Origin of the sequence: Chromobacterium violaceum ATCC 12472 (assembly GCF_000007705.1) — a bacterium.
In the GTDB taxonomy this organism is placed as follows: domain Bacteria; phylum Pseudomonadota; class Gammaproteobacteria; order Burkholderiales; family Chromobacteriaceae; genus Chromobacterium; species Chromobacterium violaceum.
This window is the reverse complement of sequence record NC_005085.1, coordinates 4,678,207-4,693,967: the sequence shown is the minus strand read 5'-3', so window position 1 is coordinate 4,693,967 and position 15,761 is coordinate 4,678,207. Positions and strand designations below refer to the sequence as shown.

The 15,761-nt window shown below is 67.3% G+C and carries 14 protein-coding genes; all 14 read left to right on the top strand.

The features are described 5' to 3' along the window. Positions 1-330 precede the first annotated feature (330 nt). The 14 genes from mraZ to ftsA are packed head-to-tail and all read left to right on the top strand — an operon-like array spanning position 331 to position 15,670. Positions 331-777, top strand: a complete 447-nt coding sequence (gene mraZ, locus CV_RS21600; protein ID WP_011137898.1) for a division/cell wall cluster transcriptional repressor MraZ — start codon at positions 331-333, stop codon at positions 775-777. Further along, positions 774-1,736 carry a 16S rRNA (cytosine(1402)-N(4))-methyltransferase RsmH gene (rsmH, locus tag CV_RS21595; protein WP_011137897.1) on the top strand — a complete coding sequence of 321 codons (963 nt, stop codon included), beginning with the start codon at positions 774-776 and terminating at the stop codon, positions 1,734-1,736. Before mraZ ends, rsmH begins: the two co-directional genes overlap by 4 nt. Further along, positions 1,733-2,005, top strand: a complete 273-nt coding sequence (gene ftsL / locus CV_RS21590) for a cell division protein FtsL (RefSeq protein ID WP_011137896.1) — start codon at positions 1,733-1,735, stop codon at positions 2,003-2,005. The genes rsmH and ftsL overlap by 4 nt, the downstream gene beginning before the upstream one ends. Continuing rightward, positions 2,005-3,756: a peptidoglycan D,D-transpeptidase FtsI family protein gene (locus CV_RS21585; RefSeq protein ID WP_011137895.1), complete on the top strand. Its 1,752-nt coding sequence runs from the start codon at positions 2,005-2,007 to the stop codon at positions 3,754-3,756. The genes ftsL and CV_RS21585 overlap by 1 nt, the downstream gene beginning before the upstream one ends. Positions 3,757-3,760: 4 nt before the next feature. Beyond that, on the top strand, positions 3,761-5,242 hold the full coding sequence (locus CV_RS21580; protein ID WP_011137894.1) for a UDP-N-acetylmuramoyl-L-alanyl-D-glutamate--2,6-diaminopimelate ligase: 1,482 nt from the start codon (positions 3,761-3,763) through the stop codon (positions 5,240-5,242). Continuing rightward, positions 5,239-6,600 carry a UDP-N-acetylmuramoyl-tripeptide--D-alanyl-D-alanine ligase gene (gene murF / locus CV_RS21575; RefSeq protein ID WP_011137893.1) on the top strand — a complete coding sequence of 454 codons (1,362 nt, stop codon included), beginning with the start codon at positions 5,239-5,241 and terminating at the stop codon, positions 6,598-6,600. Before CV_RS21580 ends, murF begins: the two co-directional genes overlap by 4 nt. 1 nt (position 6,601) lies before the next feature. Beyond that, positions 6,602-7,687, top strand: a complete 1,086-nt coding sequence (mraY, locus tag CV_RS21570; protein ID WP_011137892.1) for a phospho-N-acetylmuramoyl-pentapeptide-transferase — start codon at positions 6,602-6,604, stop codon at positions 7,685-7,687. A gap of 10 nt (positions 7,688-7,697) precedes the next feature. Further along, positions 7,698-9,059: a UDP-N-acetylmuramoyl-L-alanine--D-glutamate ligase gene (gene murD / locus CV_RS21565; RefSeq protein ID WP_011137891.1), complete on the top strand. Its 1,362-nt coding sequence runs from the start codon at positions 7,698-7,700 to the stop codon at positions 9,057-9,059. Then, complete coding sequence (gene ftsW, locus CV_RS21560; protein WP_011137890.1) at positions 9,056-10,213, top strand: putative lipid II flippase FtsW; 1,158 nt, start codon at positions 9,056-9,058, stop codon at positions 10,211-10,213. The genes murD and ftsW overlap by 4 nt, the downstream gene beginning before the upstream one ends. A gap of 5 nt (positions 10,214-10,218) precedes the next feature. After that, on the top strand, positions 10,219-11,301 hold the full coding sequence (gene murG, locus CV_RS21555) for an undecaprenyldiphospho-muramoylpentapeptide beta-N-acetylglucosaminyltransferase (protein WP_011137889.1): 1,083 nt from the start codon (positions 10,219-10,221) through the stop codon (positions 11,299-11,301). 37 nt (positions 11,302-11,338) lie between these two features. Further along, positions 11,339-12,733 (top strand): UDP-N-acetylmuramate--L-alanine ligase, encoded by a 1,395-nt coding sequence (gene murC / locus CV_RS21550; RefSeq protein ID WP_011137888.1) that lies wholly within the window; start codon positions 11,339-11,341, stop codon positions 12,731-12,733. 49 nt (positions 12,734-12,782) lie between these two features. After that, entirely contained in the window at positions 12,783-13,694 is a 912-nt protein-coding gene (locus CV_RS21545; RefSeq protein WP_011137887.1) for a D-alanine--D-alanine ligase, read from the top strand. Next, positions 13,684-14,409: a cell division protein FtsQ/DivIB gene (locus CV_RS21540; protein WP_011137886.1), complete on the top strand. Its 726-nt coding sequence runs from the start codon at positions 13,684-13,686 to the stop codon at positions 14,407-14,409. Before CV_RS21545 ends, CV_RS21540 begins: the two co-directional genes overlap by 11 nt. Before the next feature lie 46 nt (positions 14,410-14,455). Beyond that, complete coding sequence (gene ftsA / locus CV_RS21535; protein ID WP_011137885.1) at positions 14,456-15,670, top strand: cell division protein FtsA; 1,215 nt, start codon at positions 14,456-14,458, stop codon at positions 15,668-15,670. Positions 15,671-15,761: the final 91 nt, after the last annotated feature.

Below are 15,761 nucleotides of genomic sequence, written 5' to 3'. Positions count from 1 at the left end.
ATTGCCGCCGGTAATTTGTTGCTTTTCCTGAAGATACTTGTGGTTCAAACAGTTCCATCGGCAATTATTGCCGCCTTGTTGCAATCCCCGTGACCCGCAATGTTCATGTCCCACTTTTACAGGCGAATTTAAGTCCCTGATTTGTTTCGGATTCCATTTTTGCGCGCTCCTGTAAGTCATTGTCTCAAAAGGCGAATTAGCAAATCCCTATGTTGACCGTGGGGCAGTTCTTTCTTATAGTGGCGGAAAGTGGGGTAAAGTGGGTGAAAGTGGGGAAATTCTCCCCCCGGAGCGACGGCTCCGTTTTCTCGGTCAGCGGGTTCTCAAATCATGATTGGTGGCGTCAGCATCTTGTCTCTCGATAGCAAGGGGCGCTTGGCTATTCCGGCCAAGCACCGCGAGACGCTGCTGTCCGCGTTTGGGCACAAGCTGGTCGTCACCCTCGAATCCCAAGACCACCTGCTGCTTTACCCAGAACCCAACTGGCGCCCGGTCGAGGCCCGTCTGCTGGCCCTTCCCACCGGCAATCCCACCCTGAAACGCTATCAAAGACTGGTGCTCGGCCACGCCGAGACCCTGGAGATGGACTCCGCCGGCCGCGTGCTGCTGCCGGCCCGCCTGCGCGAACTGACCGCGCTGGACAAGGACGTTGCCCTGGTAGGCATGGGCAACCGCTTCGAACTGTGGAATGCCGAGGAATGGGACAGCCAGACCGCTGACGCACTGGCCATCGACCAAGCCGATTTGGCGCAACACCTTGGAGATTTCACGCTGTGAGCACCCCCACCTTCGTGCATCGCACGGTATTGCTGACCGAAGCGGTCGACGCGCTCGCCATTCGTCCCGATGGCGTCTACGTCGATTGCACCTTCGGTCGCGGAGGCCACAGCCGCCTGATCCTGTCGAAGCTCGGCCCCTCCGGCCGGCTGATCGCCTTCGACAAGGATCCGGAAGCCATCGCCGTCGCCGACAGGCTGGCGGCGGAGGATTCCCGCTTCAACATCGTGCACAACGGTTTCGAGACGCTGTCGGCCGAGCTCGCCCGCCTGGGCGTGGCGGGCGTCGACGGCGTGCTGATGGACCTGGGCGTGTCGTCGCCGCAGATCGACGACGGCAGCCGCGGCTTCAGCTTCCGCTTCGACGCGCCGCTGGACATGCGTATGGATACCACCCGCGGCGTCACCGCCGCCGAGTGGTTGGCAACGGCCGACGAGGCCGATATCAGAGAGGTCATCAAGACTTATGGTGAAGAGCGGTTTGCTCGCAAGATCGCAGCAGCCATTGTTGCGCAACGGGACGAAAGCCCCATCACGACCACCCGCGAGCTCGCTGTGCTCGTTGGGCAAAACGTCCGTACTCGCGAACCGGGTCAAGACCCGGCGACGCGAACCTTCCAGGCGATCCGGATCTTTGTGAACCGCGAGCTGGACGAGCTGAAGGCGGTGCTGCCGCAGGCCGCGCGCCTCTTGAACGAGGGCGGCCGCTTGGCGGTGATCAGCTTCCATTCGCTGGAGGACCGCATCGTCAAGCTCTACCTGCGCGACGTCAGCAGCGAGGAAAAGCTGCCGGCCTGGGCGATGGTGCGCGCGGCCGACATGGCCCAGCCGCCGATAGACCTGGTCGGCAAGGCCATCCGCGCCGGCGACGAGGAAGTGCGCGAGAATCCGCGCGCCCGCAGCGCCATCATGCGCGTGGCCCAGCGCACCGCCGCGCCGTGGCGGGAGGGCGACGCATGAACAAGCTCAACGCGACGCTGCTGCTGATGGCCGTGTTCTCCGCCTGGTCGGTGGTGACGTCCACGCACGTGTCGCGCAAGCTCTACAGCGACTTGCAGAAGGAAACCAAGTCGGCGCAGCAGCTGGAGGTGGAATTCGGCCAGCTGCAGCTGGAGCAGAGCACCTGGGGCGCGCACGCGGTGATAGAAAAGGCCGCGTCCACCCGTCTCGACATGCACACCCCCGATCCGCGCCAGATCCAGGTGATCACGGCCAAGGGAGCGCTGTGATGCGCGCCGGTTCCAGCTACAGCGTCCGCACCCGCCCCGCGCCGGCCAGCCCCGCGCTGCGGATGACCAGCACGCGCGTGCGCTGCGTGCTGCTGATGCTGGCGCTGCTGTTCCTGGCGCTGATCGGCCGCGCGGTCTATCTGCAGGTGGTGCAGCAGGACTTCTTGCAGAACCAGGGTGAGGCGCGTTTCCGCCGCACCCTGACGCTGGAGGCCAACCGCGGCGTGATCACCGACCGCAACGGCGAGCCGCTGGCGATCAGCTCGCCGGTGCAGACCATCTGGGCCAGTCCGGCCGACATGGAGCCGGTGCCGCCGGCCAAGCTGCGAGAGCTGGCCGGCCTGCTGGACCTGTCGCCGGAGGAGCTGTCGGCCAAGTTGTCTGACCGCAAGAAGGAATTCGTCTACATCAAGCGCCAGATCAGCCCGGAGCTGGCGGACAAGGTGATGGCGCTGGGCGTGCCCGGCATCGCCAAGCAGCAGGAGTTCCGCCGCTTCTACCCGGCCGGCGAGATCGTGTCGCACATCATCGGTTTCACCGGGGTGGACGGCAAGGGCCAGGAGGGCGTGGAGCTCGCCCGCGAGAAGATGCTGTCCGGCAAGGATGGCCGCCGCGTGGTGCTGAAGGATCGCCGCGGCCACATCATCGAGGACGTCGCCGCCATCGAGCCGCCGCGCGACGGCCAGAAGCTGGCGCTGGCGATCGACCACCGCATCCAGTACCTGGCCTACCGCGAAATCAAGGCCGCGGTGGAGACCAACAAGGCCAAGGCCGGCAGCGTGGTGGTGCTGGACGCCCACACCGGCGAACTGCTGGCGCTGGCCAACTACCCGTCGTTCAACCCGAACAACCGCAGCGGCGTGACGCCGGAAATGATGCGCAACCGCGGCGTGATCGACCTGTTCGAGCCCGGCTCGACGATGAAGCCGCTGTCGATCTCGCTGGCGCTGGAGCACGGCAAGGCCAATCTGAACACGGTGCTGGACACCCACAGCTACATGATAGGCCCGGCCACCATCCGCGACGTGTCGCCGCAGGCCAGCCTGGGCATCCTGGGCATCATCCAGAAATCGTCCAACGTCGGCACCAGCAAGCTGGCGCTGCTGAACAGCCCGGAAGAGTTCTGGAAGCACTACGACGCGCTGGGCTTCGGCCGGGCGCCGGAAACCGGCTTCCCCGGCGAGGCCAGCGGCCGGCTGCGCGACTGGCACAAGTGGCGCCCGATCGAGCAGGCGACGATGTCCTTCGGCTACGGCGTGTCGGTCAGCCTGATCCAGATGGCGCGCGCCTACACCATTTTCGCCAACGACGGCGTGATGCTGCCGGTGGCGCTGTACAAGACTGCCAACCCGATGCCGGGCAAGCGGGTGCTCAGCGAGAAGACCGCGCACGAGATGCGCGATCTGCTGATCGCCAACAGCCAGCCTGGCGGCGGCGCCGTCGGCGGCCGCATCATCGGCTACAGCATAGGCGGCAAGAGCGGCACCGCGCGCAAGCTGGAGGGCCGCGCCTACGTGGCCAACAAGCACCGCGCGCTGTTCATGGGCTTCGCGCCCGGCCACTCGCCCAAGGTGATCGTGGCGGTGATGATAGACGAGCCGTCCGCGGGCAAATACTACGGCGGCGCGGTGTCCGCGCCGGTGTTCTCTCAGGTGGCGGGCGGCGCGCTGCGCGTGCTGAACATCGCGCCGGACGAGCCATCCAACAACACTTTATTGCCGGAATCGACCCCGGTTCCGGCGGATTTCTAAGATCATGAAGAGCCGTTTGACTGCGTTGCCGGACTGGGATCCGGCCTTGTTGCAACAGCTGGGCCTCCCGATCAAGCGGGTGGAGGCCGACAGCCGCCGCGTGCTGCCGGGCGATGTGTTCCTCGCCTGCCGCGGCGAGTACGCCGACGGCCGCGACTTCATCCCCGCCGCGCTGGAAAAGGGCGCGGCCGCGGTGCTGTGGGACGAAGCCGACGGCTTCGCCTGGAAAGCCGAGTGGCAAGCGCCCAATCTGGCGGTGCCGAATCTGCGCGAGCGCGCCGGCATCGTCGCCGCCCACGTGCTGGGCCTGCCCTCGCGCGACCTGACCGTGGTCGGCATCACCGGCACCAACGGCAAGACCTCCATTTCGCACTGGCTGGCGCAGGCCTTCTCGCTGCTGGGCCAGAAAGCGGCGCTGATCGGCACCGTCGGCAACGGCTTCTACGGCCACTTGACCGAAACCACCCATACCACGCCGGACCCGGTGACGGTGCAGCAGAAGCTGGCCGAATACCGCCGCCAGGGCGCGCACGTGGTGACGATGGAAGTGTCCAGCCACGGCCTGGACCAGTTCCGCGTCAACGGCGTCGAGTTCGCCACCGCGGTGTTCACCAACCTGACCCGCGACCACCTCGACTACCACGGCTCGATGGAAGCCTATGGCGAGTCCAAGAAGAAGCTGTTCTTCTGGGAAGGCCTGAAGCACGCGGTGATCAACGCCGACGACGCCTTCGGCCGCCAGCTCGCCGCCGGGATCGACCCCAAGCAGACCCGCGTGGTCACCTATGGCCTGGAGCAGGGCGACGTGCGTCCGCTGGCGCTGGCCGCCACGCTGGAAGGCCTGCAGCTGACCGTGGCCACGCCGTGGGGCACGGTCGACGTGCGCACCGGCCTGGTCGGCCGCTTCAACGCCGCCAACCTGCTGGCCTGTCTGGCCACGCTGTGCGTCAACGGCGTCAGCCTGCAGGACGCCGCCGCGGTGATGGCGCGCATCCAGCCGGCGCGCGGCCGGATGCAGAGCGTCGGCGGCGCGCACGAGCCGCTGGTGGTGATCGATTACGCCCACACGCCCGACGCGCTGGAGAAGGCGCTGGCCACGCTGTCCGAGATCCGCCCCGCCGGCGGCAGGCTGTTCTGCGTGTTCGGCTGCGGCGGCGACCGCGATCCGGGCAAACGTCCGATGATGGGCGCCATCGCCGAAAAGCACGCCGACGTGGCGGTGCTGACCAGCGACAACCCGCGCAGCGAGGACCCGCAGGCCATCATCCGCGACGTGCTGGCCGGCATGGACGCCGCCCGCGCGCATGTCGAGGCCGACCGCGAGGCCGCCATCCACTGGGCGGTGGCCCAGGCCCGCGTCGGCGACGTGGTGCTGGTGGCCGGCAAGGGCCACGAGGAATACCAGGACATCGCCGGCGTCAAACGGCCGTTCTCCGACTTCCGCGTGGCGGAAGAAGCGCTGACCGCGTGGGGGAAACGGCCATGATGACGCTGAGCCAAGCCGCCCGTTTCGCGCAAGGCCGCCTCGTCGGCGCCGACGGCGAAGTGTCGCGCGTGATCACCGACAGCCGCCTGGCCCAGCCCGGCGACTTGTTCGTCGCGCTGAAGGGCGAACGTTTCGACGCCCACGATTTCGTCGCCGAGGTTGTCGCCCGCGGCGCCGCCGCCTTGGTGCGCGACGGCTTCGAGCTGGCCGGCGCCAGCCTGATCCAGGCCGGCGACGACACCCGGCTGGCGCTGGGTCGTCTGGCCGCCGGCTGGCGCGAGACGCAGCCGGCCATCCGTATCGGCGTCACCGGCTCCAACGGCAAGACCACGGTCAAGGAAATGCTGGCGGCGATACTGCGCGCCCATGCCGGAGCGGATGCGGTGCTGGCCACCGCCGGCAATTTCAATAACGACATCGGCCTGCCGCTGACCTTGCTGCAGCTGAAGCCGCAGCATCGCTACGCGGTGATCGAGATGGGCATGAACCATCACGGCGAGCTCAGCTACCTGACCGGGCTGACCCGGCCGCAGGTGGCGCTGGTCAACAACGCGATGCGCGCCCATTTCGGGCACTTCGGCTCCACCGAGGACGTCGCCCGCGCCAAGGCCGAGATTTTCGAAGGCCTGATCGACGCCGGCGTGGCCGTGGTCAACGCCGACGACGCCAATCTGCCGCTGTTCCGCGCCGCCGCCGGCTCGCACCGCCAGCTGAGCTTCGGCCTGGGGCTGGCGGACGTCAGCGCGCGCGATCTGGCGCTGAGCGCGCTGGACAGCCGCTTCACGCTGGTCTCTCCGGCCGGACAGCTTGCCGTCTCGCTGCCGGCGCCGGGCGAGCACAACGTACGCAACGCGCTGGCCGCGGCGGCCGCCGCGCTGGCGCTGGAGGTGCCGCTGGCCGCCATCGCAGAGGGGCTGTCCGCCTTCGCCGGCGCCAAGGGCAGGCTGCAGATCAAGCAGAGCCCGCGCGGCCTGACCGTGATCGACGACAGCTACAACGCCAACCCGGATTCGATGAAGGCCGGCATCGACGTGCTGGCCGGCCTGCCCGGTCCGCGCTGTTTCGTGATGGGCGACATCGGCGAGCTGGGCGAGGCCGCGCCAGCCTTGCATGCCGAAGTCGGGGAACACGCGCGCCTGCGCGGCATCGAACAGCTCTTTGCGCTGGGCGAGGCCTCGCGCCGCGCGGTTCAGGCCTTCGGCGGCGCCGGGCAGGGTTTCGATTCGATTGACGAGCTGTTGGAGTGCCTGGATAGCCGGCTGGCTTCGGGTACCGCCGTTCTGGTCAAGGGGTCGCGCTTTATGCGCATGGAACGGGTGGTGGAACACCTGATGCAAGCAAAGAAAGAGGGAGTTTAAGGTGCTGCTTTGGCTGGCTGATCTGTTGGGTTCGCATATCCGGGCCTTCAATGTCTTCAATTACACCACGCTGCGCGCGGTGATGGCCGCGTTGACCGCGCTGACCATCTCGCTGTTGCTGGGCCCGTGGGTGATCCGCAAGCTGACCGAGCTCAAAGTCGGCCAGGCGGTGCGCAACGACGGTCCGCAGACCCACCTGGTCAAGGCGGGCACGCCGACCATGGGCGGCTCGCTGATCCTGCTGGCCATCACCCTCACCACGCTGCTGTGGGCGGACCTGTCCAACAAATACGTGTGGCTGCTGCTGGCGGTGATGCTGGGCACCGGCGCGCTGGGCTTTTACGACGACTGGCGCAAGGTGGTGTACAAGGACCCGAAGGGCGTGTCCGCCAAGTTCAAGATGGCGTGGCAGTCGGCCATCGCCATCGGCGCCGGCGTGTTTCTGATCGCCACCGCCAAGCTGCCGGCGTCCACCGAGCTGATCGTGCCCTTCTTCAAGACCGTCGCCTATCCGCTGGGCGCCGTCGGCTTCTGCGTGCTGACCTATTTCGTCATCGTCGGCACCTCCAACGCGGTCAACCTGACCGACGGCCTGGATGGCCTGGCGGCGTTGCCGACGGTGCTGGTGTCGGCTGGCCTGGCGATTTTCGCGTATGTCGCCGGCCACGCGGTGTTCTCCAAGTACCTGGGCCTGCCCTTCATCCCCGGGGCGCACGAGGTGGTGGTGTTCTGCGCGGCGATGTGCGGCGCCTGCCTGGGCTTCCTGTGGTTCAACGCCTACCCGGCCCAGGTGTTCATGGGCGACGTCGGCGCGCTGGCGCTGGGCGCCGCGCTCGGCACGGTGGCGGTGATCGTGCGCCAGGAGATCGTGCTGTTCCTGATGGGCGGCCTGTTCGTGATGGAGGCGCTGTCGGTGATGATCCAGGTGACCTCGTTCAAGCTGACCGGCAAGCGCGTGTTCCGCATGGCGCCGCTGCATCACCATTTCGAATTGAAGGGCTGGAAGGAAACCCAGGTGGTGGTCCGCTTCTGGATCGTCACCATGATGCTGGTGCTGATCGGCCTGTCGACGCTGAAGCTGCGCTGAGGACGGAAAAATGGATTACGCCAATCGACATGTGACGGTGGTGGGATTGGGGGGCTCGGGCCTGGCGGCCGCGCGCTACCTGGCCGCCCACGGCGCGCGCGTGCGCGTGGCCGACGCCAATCCGTCCGCCGAGCGGCTGGCCGAGCTGGAACGCTGCCTGCCGGGCGTGGAAGTGATGGTCGGCGCGTTCGACGACGCCACCTTCGCCGGCGCCGAGCTGCTGGTGGTCAGTCCCGGCGTGCCGCTGGCCAACCCGGCCATCGCCGCCTTCCGCCGCGCCGGCGGCGAGGTGGTCGGCGACATCGAGATCCTGGCGCGCGCGATCCAGGGCGACGGCAGCAAGGTGATCGCGATCACCGGCTCCAACGGCAAGAGCACGGTCACCAGTCTGGTCGGCCACTTGTGCGAGGCGGCCGGGCTGGATACCGTCGTCGCCGGCAATATCGGCCTGGCGGTGCTGGAGGCTTTGCTCGCGCGCGAACAGAGCGGCAAGCGCCCCGACGTGTGGGTGCTGGAGCTGTCCAGCTTCCAGCTGGAGTCCACTTTCTCGCTGGCGGCCGACGCCGCCACCGTGCTGAACATTTCCGAGGATCACCTCGACCGTTACGCCGACCTGCTGGACTACGCGCATGCCAAGACCCGGGTGTTCAACGGCAAGGGCGTCCAGGTGCTGAACAAGGACGACGCGCTGGTGCGGGCGATGGTCCGCCCCGGCCATCCGGTCAAGTGGTTCTCGCTGAACGGCGCGGCAGACTACGCGCTGGCGCGCAACGGCGGCTACTGGCTGAAAGTGGACGGCGAAAAGGTGTTCGACTGCGCCGACATGCAGCTGCAGGGCCTGCACAACGCCGCCAACGCGCTGGCCGCGTTGGGCCTGTGCCAAGGCATAGGCCTGCCGCTGGAGAAGCTGCTGGACGGGCTGAAGACCTTCCGCGGCCTCGCGCATCGCGTCGAGCTGGTAGACGAATTCGACGGTATTGCGTTTATCGATGATTCCAAGGGCACCAACGTCGGCGCGACCGAGGCCGCGCTGAACGGCATGACCCGCCAGGTGGTGCTGATCGCCGGCGGCGACGGCAAGGGCCAGGACTTCGCGCCGCTGAAGCCGGCCTGCCAGCGCATCGCCCGCGCGGTGCTGCTGATCGGCCGCGACGCCGGCCGGATCGAGGCCGCGCTGGAAGACAGCGGCCTGGCGCTGGAGCGCTGCGACACGCTGGAGGAGGCTACCCGCCGCGCGGCGGCGCTGGCCCGTCCGGGCGACGTGGTGCTGCTGTCGCCGGCCTGCGCCAGCCTGGACATGTTCAAGAATTACGCGCACCGGGCGCAGGTGTTCATCGACACCGTGGCGGCGGTGAAGGCGGCGCGGGCATGAACCACAATCCGGCGCGCCGCTACACGGCGATCACCGCTCTGGACGAGGCGCTGGCCTGGGCGCTGGCGCTGCTGCTGTCGATCAGCCTGGTGATGGTGTATTCGGCGTCCATCGCCTACGCGGAAGCCGACGCGGCGACGCAGAACCGCTACTTCTACCTGATCCGCCACATCGTGTTCATGGTGATCGGGCTGTCGGCGGCGTTCGCGGCGTTCCAGATACCGACGGCGTTCTGGCAGAAGTATTCGGGGAAGATTTTCCTGATCGGCTTGGTGATGCTGGTGCTGGTGCTGATTCCCGGCATCGGCAAGGTGGTCAACGGCTCGCGGCGCTGGATCAACCTGTTCGTGCTGAATTTGCAGCCGTCGGAGGTGATGAAGTTCGCCACCGTGCTGTACGCGGCCGATTACACGGTGCGCAAGAGCCACCTGCTGCACAGCATCAAGGAAGGCTTCGCGCCGATGTTCGCGGCGATGGTGGTGGTGGCTTTCCTGCTGCTGCGCGAGCCGGACTTCGGCGCGCTGATGGTGGTGATGAGCATCGCGATGGGCCTGCTGTTCCTGGGCGGCATCAATATGCGCATCTTTTCGGGGCTGGCGGCGATGGCGGTGGTGGCCATCGTGCTGCTGATCGTGTCGTCGCCGTACCGGCTGAAGCGGGTGCTGGGCTTCATGGACCCGTGGGACGACCCGTACGGCAAGGGCTACCAGCTGAGCCATTCGCTGATCGCCATCGGCCGCGGCGAATGGTTCGGCGTCGGCCTGGGCGGCAGCATCGAGAAGCTGTTCTACCTGCCGGAGGCGCACACCGACTTCATCATGGCGGTGATCGCCGAGGAGTTCGGCTTCGCCGGCATCTGCGTGGTGATCGGCCTCTATGCTTGGATCGTGCGCCGCGCCTTCCACATCGGGGTGGAGTCGAAAAAGCTGGAGCGCTACTACCAGGCGCTGGTGGCGCAGGGCATCGGCATTTGGCTGGGCATCCAGGTGTTTTTCAACATTGGCGTGAACATGGGCCTGTTGCCGACCAAGGGTCTGACGCTGCCGCTGATGTCCTTCGGCGGTTCGGCGATGCTGATGAATTTGATCGCGGTGGCGGTGCTGCTGCGGGTTGATTATGAGAACCGGCGCATCATGCGCGGGTACAAGGTTTGAGAGAAATGGCGAATCGCACGGTCATGGTGATGGCGGCTGGCACGGGCGGACACATCGTCCCCGGCCTCGCCGTGGCCAAGGAATTGCAAAGCCGCGGCTGGAAGGTGGTGTGGCTGGGCACCCGCCGCGGCATGGAGAACAAGCTGGTGCCGCCGACCGGCATCCCGCTGGAGAGGCTGAATTTCCACGGCGTGCGCGGCAAGGGCCTGCTGGGCTCGCTCAAGGGCGCGCTGCAGTTGGCCGGCGCTTTCTTCAGCAGCGCGGCGCAGATCTTCCGCCACCGGCCGGACGTGGTGCTGGGCATGGGCGGCTACGTCTGCCTGCCCGGCGGCGTGATGGCCGGCCTGCTGTGGAAGCCGCTGGTGCTGGTCAACGCCGACGCCGGCCTGCTGCTCAGCAACAAGGCTTTGCTGCCGTTCGCCAGCAAGCTGGTTTGCGGTTTCGACGGCAGCGCGGCGCGTGGCCCCAAGGCGCTGGTCACCGGCAATCCGGTGCGCGGCGAGATCGAGCGCATCGCCGCGCCGGCGGCGCGCTTCGCCGGCCGCAGCGGTCCGCTGAAGGTATTGGTGGTCGGCGGCAGCCTGGGCGCCAAGGTGTTGAACGAAACGCTGCCGCAGGCGATGGCCAGGCTGCCGGCCGAGCAGCGGCCGCAGCTGACGCATCAGACCGGCGAGGCGAATTTCGCCGCGGTCGAGGCCGCCTATCAGGCGGCGGGCCTGCGGCAGCAAGTGGAGCTGCTGCCCTTCGTCGACGATATGCCGAAGCGGCTGGCCGAGTGCGATCTGGTGATCTGCCGCGCCGGCGCGATCACGGTCAGCGAATTGTGCGCGGCCGGCGTGCCCAGCGTGCTGGTGCCGCTGGTGGTGTCCACCACCAGCCACCAGCGCGACAACGCCGAGTGGATGGCCCAGGCCGGCGCGGCCTGGCATCTGCCGCAGAAGGAATTGAACGCCGACGGGCTCGCGGGCCTGCTGGCGGGTTTGGACAGAGACCAGTTGCTGGACAAGGCCGAGCGCGCCCGCGCGCTGGCCCGCTCCGGCGCGGCCGGCCGGGTGGCCGACCTGTGCCAGCAGCTGGCCGGGGAATGACAGGGCGCCGAGCGAGCGTCCAAGCAGAGACACAGACATGAAACACAGGGTCAAACACATACATTTCGTGGGCATAGGCGGCGTCGGCATGTGCGGCATCGCCGAGGTGCTGCACGGCCTCGGCTACACCGTGTCCGGCTCGGACATGGCCGACGGCGCGACCACCAAGCGGCTGGCCGCCGAAGGCGTGCGCGTGTTTTTCGGCCACGACGCCACCTATGTGGAAGGCGCGGACGTGGTGGTGACTTCCACCGCGGTGAAGGCCGACAACCCGGAAGTGCTGGCGGCGCGCGACAAGCGCATCCCGGTGATCCCGCGCGCGCTGATGCTGGCCGAGCTGATGCGCTTCAAGCAGGGCATCGCCATCGCCGGCACCCACGGCAAGACCACCACCACCAGCCTGACCGCGTCGGTGCTGGGCGCGGCCGGGCTGGACCCGACCTTCGTCATCGGCGGCAAGCTGACCGCGGCCGGCACCAACGCCAAGCTGGGCCTGGGCGAGTTCCTGGTGGCCGAGGCCGACGAGTCGGACGCGTCCTTCCTGCACCTGACCCCGGTGATGGCGGTGGTGACCAATATCGACGCCGACCACATGGACACCTACGACCACAGTTTCGACAAGCTGAAGCAGGCCTTCGTCGATTTCCTGCAGCGGATGCCGTTCTACGGCCGCGCGGTGCTGTGCGTCGACGACCCGAACGTGCGCGAGATCCGCGAGCGCGTCACCAAGCCGGTGACCACCTACGGCCTCGACGATTCGGCCGACATCTATGCCGAGAACGTGCGCGCGGCCGCCGGCCAGATGCATTTCGACGTGGTGGTGAAGAACGGCGCCATCACCCGCTTCCCGCTGGTGCTGAACCTGCCGGGCCGCCACAACGTGCTGAACGCGCTGTCGGCGATCGCCATCGGCCTGGAATGCGGCGCCAGCATCGAGGCCATCCAGAAGGGCCTGTCCGAGTTCGCCGGCGTCGGCCGCCGCTTCCAGCGCTACGGCGAAGTGAAAGCCCAGGACGGCGGCAGCTTCACGCTGATCGACGACTACGGCCACCACCCGGTGGAAATGGCCGCCACGCTGGCCGCGGTGCGCGGGGCCTTCCCGGACCGCCGGCTGCTGCTGGCCTTCCAGCCGCACCGCTACACTCGCACCCGCGACCTGTTCGAAGACTTCGTCAAGGTGCTGTCCGGCGTCGACGCGCTGCTGCTGTCCGAGGTGTACGCGGCCGGCGAGGCGCCCATCGTGGCGGCCGACGGCCGGGCGCTGGCGCGCGCGGTGCGCGTGGGCGGCAAGGTGGAGCCGCTGTTCGTCGAGGACATCGCCGACATGCCGCAGGCCATCCTGGACGCCGCCCGCGACGGCGACGTGGTGGTGACCATGGGCGCCGGCTCGGTGGGCGCGGTGCCGGGCAAGGTGACGGCCCTGGCGGGCTGATCGGAATTTCCGTCCGCGCCGTGGGCGCGGGCTTGTTGAGGGTAGATAGATGAAGCAGTACGGCAAGGTGGCGGTATTGATGGGCGGAAGCTCGTCGGAGCGCGAAGTGTCGCTGATGAGCGGCGCCGGCGTGCTTTCGGCGCTGCGGTCCAAGGGCGTGGACGCCCACGGGTTCGATCCGTCCGAGAAACCGCTGTCGGCGTTGAAGGAAGAAGGTTTCGATTGCGTGTTCAACATCCTGCACGGCCCGTTCGGCGAGGATGGCACGCTGCAGGGCGCGCTGGAAGCGCTGGGCATGCCCTACACCGGTTGCGGCGTGATGGCTTCGGCCATCGCCATGGACAAGTGGCGCACCAAGCTGTTGTGGAAGGGCGCCGGCCTGCCGATCCCGGCGTTCGAGCTGCTGGACGAGAACAGCGATTTCGACGCGATCGAGCGGCAGCTGGGCCTGCCCATCTTCGTCAAGCCGTCGACCGAAGGTTCGAGCATCGGCGTGACCAAGGTGAAGCAGCCGGGGGAATTGCGCGCGGCGTTCGAAGAGGCGCGCAAGTACGACAAGGTGGTGATCGCCGAGCAGTTCATCGGCGGCGGCGAATACACCTGCGCGGTGATCGGCGAGACGGCTTATCCGACCATCAAGATCGAGCCGGCCACCGAGTACTACGACTACCAGGCCAAGTACTTCCGCGACGACACGGTGTACCGCTGCCCGTCCGGCCTCGCGCCGGAGGTGGAAGCCAGGGCGCGCGAGCTGGCGCTGAAGGCGTTCAAGGTGCTGGGTTGCCGCGGCTGGAGCCGGGTGGACTTCCTGATGGACGAGGCGGGAGAGATCTACCTGCTGGAAGCGAATACCAGTCCGGGCATGACCAGCCACAGCCTGGTGCCGATGGCGGCGCGGGCGGAGGGCATCGCTTACGAGGACCTGTGTCTGAAGGTATTGGATACGGTGCATGTGGGATAACCATCGGCTGCTCAGGAGCCTGGCCAATCTGATGCTGGGCGCCGCGGCGCTGATGCTGCTGTACGCGGGGGGATTCTGGCTGACGCACGCGCCGGTGTTCCCGGTGAAGAAGATACGGATTCAGGGCGACATGAACCGGGTGACGGCCGAACAGCTGAAATTCATCGCGGAGCACGAGCTGTCCGGCACCTTCTTCACGCTGGATATCGACAAGACGCGCGCCGCCTTCGGCAAGCTGCCGTGGGTGCGCGACGCGCAGGTGAGACGGCGCTGGCCGGATGCGCTGGATATCACCGTGGAGGAGCATGTGGCGCTGGCGCGCTGGGGCGAGAACGGCCTGGTCAATACCCGCGGCGAGCGTTTCGACGCCGCCAGCGACGCCAAGCTGCCGGTGTTCTTCGGACCGGCGGGCGCGGAGAAGGACATGACGGCGATGCTGACGCAGATGCGGCAGTCTCTGCAGCCGTCCGGCCTGGCGCCGCGCGAGCTGTGGCTGTCGTCGCGGCGGGCGTGGAAAGTGGTGCTGGACAACCAGCTGCAGCTGGAGCTGGGACGTAACGACGTGGCGGCGCGCGCCGAGCGCTTCGCCACCTACTGGAAGAGCGAGTTGGCGCGGTTGCCGTATCACATCGAATACGTCGACCTGCGCTACCCGAACGGATTCGCCGTGCGGATGCCCGATTACAAGGCGCCGCCGGCCAAGGGAAACAAGTGATTAGGCGTTGGAGCGACAGGTGAGCAAACCAAAGGAAAGCAAGAACATGCTGGTCGGCCTGGACATCGGCACCTCCAAGATCGTGGCGATCGTGGCCGAGGTGCTGGAAGACGGCCAGCTTAACATCGTCGGCATGGGACACACCCCGTCGCGCGGACTGAAGCGCGGCATGGTGGTGAACATCGAGTCCACCGTACAGGCGATCCAGCGCGCGCTGGAAGAGGCCGAGCTGATGGCCGACTGCAAGATTCACGAGGTGTTCGTCGGCATCGCCGGCAGCCACATCAAGAGCGTGAACTCGCACGGCATGGTGGCGATCAAGGATCGCGAAGTCACCAAGATGGACATCGACCGCGTGATCGAGACCGCGCGCGCGGTGACCATCCCGCCTGACCACCAGGTGCTGCACATCCTGACCCAGGAGTACAGCATCGACGGCCAGGAAGGCGTGCGCGAGCCCTTGGGCATGAGCGGCGTGCGGCTGGAGGCCAAGGTGCACATCGTCACCGGCGCGGTGTCCGCCGCGCAGAACGTGACCAAGTGCGTGCGCCGTTGCGGCCTCGAGGTGTCCGACCTGGTGCTGCAGCCGATGGCCTCGGCCATCGCCGTGCTGTCCGAGGATGAGAAGGACCTAGGCGTGTGCCTGATCGACATCGGCGGCGGCACCACCGACATCGCCGTCTACGTCGGCGGCGCGATCCGCCACACCGCGGTGATTCCGATCGCCGGCGACCAGATCACCAACGACATCGCGATGGCGCTGCGCACCCCGACCAAGGAAGCCGAGGACATCAAGATCCAGCACGGCGTGGGCCTGGTGGGCATGGCCGATCCGGCGCAGATGATAGAAGTGCCGGGCGTCGGCGAGCGCGGTCCGCGCCAGATGTCCCGCGCGACGCTGGCCGAAGTGATCGAGCCGCGCGTCGAGGAGTTGTTCCAGCTGGTGCAGCAAGAGCTGCGCCGCAGCGGTTTCGAGGAAATGCTGTCGTCCGGCATGGTGCTGACCGGCGGCGCCAGCCTGATGCCGGGCATGGTGGAGCTGGCCGAGGAAGTGTTCCACCTGCCGGTGCGCGTCGGCGTGCCCAAGTATGTCGGCGGCCTGGCGGAAGTGGTCAAGACCCCGCGCTTCTCCACCGGCGTCGGCCTGCTCTTGTACGGCAAGGACCAGATCCAGGGCTATGCCGGTCCGGTGAAGGCGGAGTCCGCCGGCGTGGGCCAGATGTTCTCGCGGATGAAGGCGTGGTTCGGCAGCAATTTCTGACGCGGTTTTCAGGGCCGTCGGCGAGCGCCGGCGGCGCATTTCAAGGTTGTTCGGGCGCAGTGCAAGGCAGTTTGATTTGCTCATCTTTATG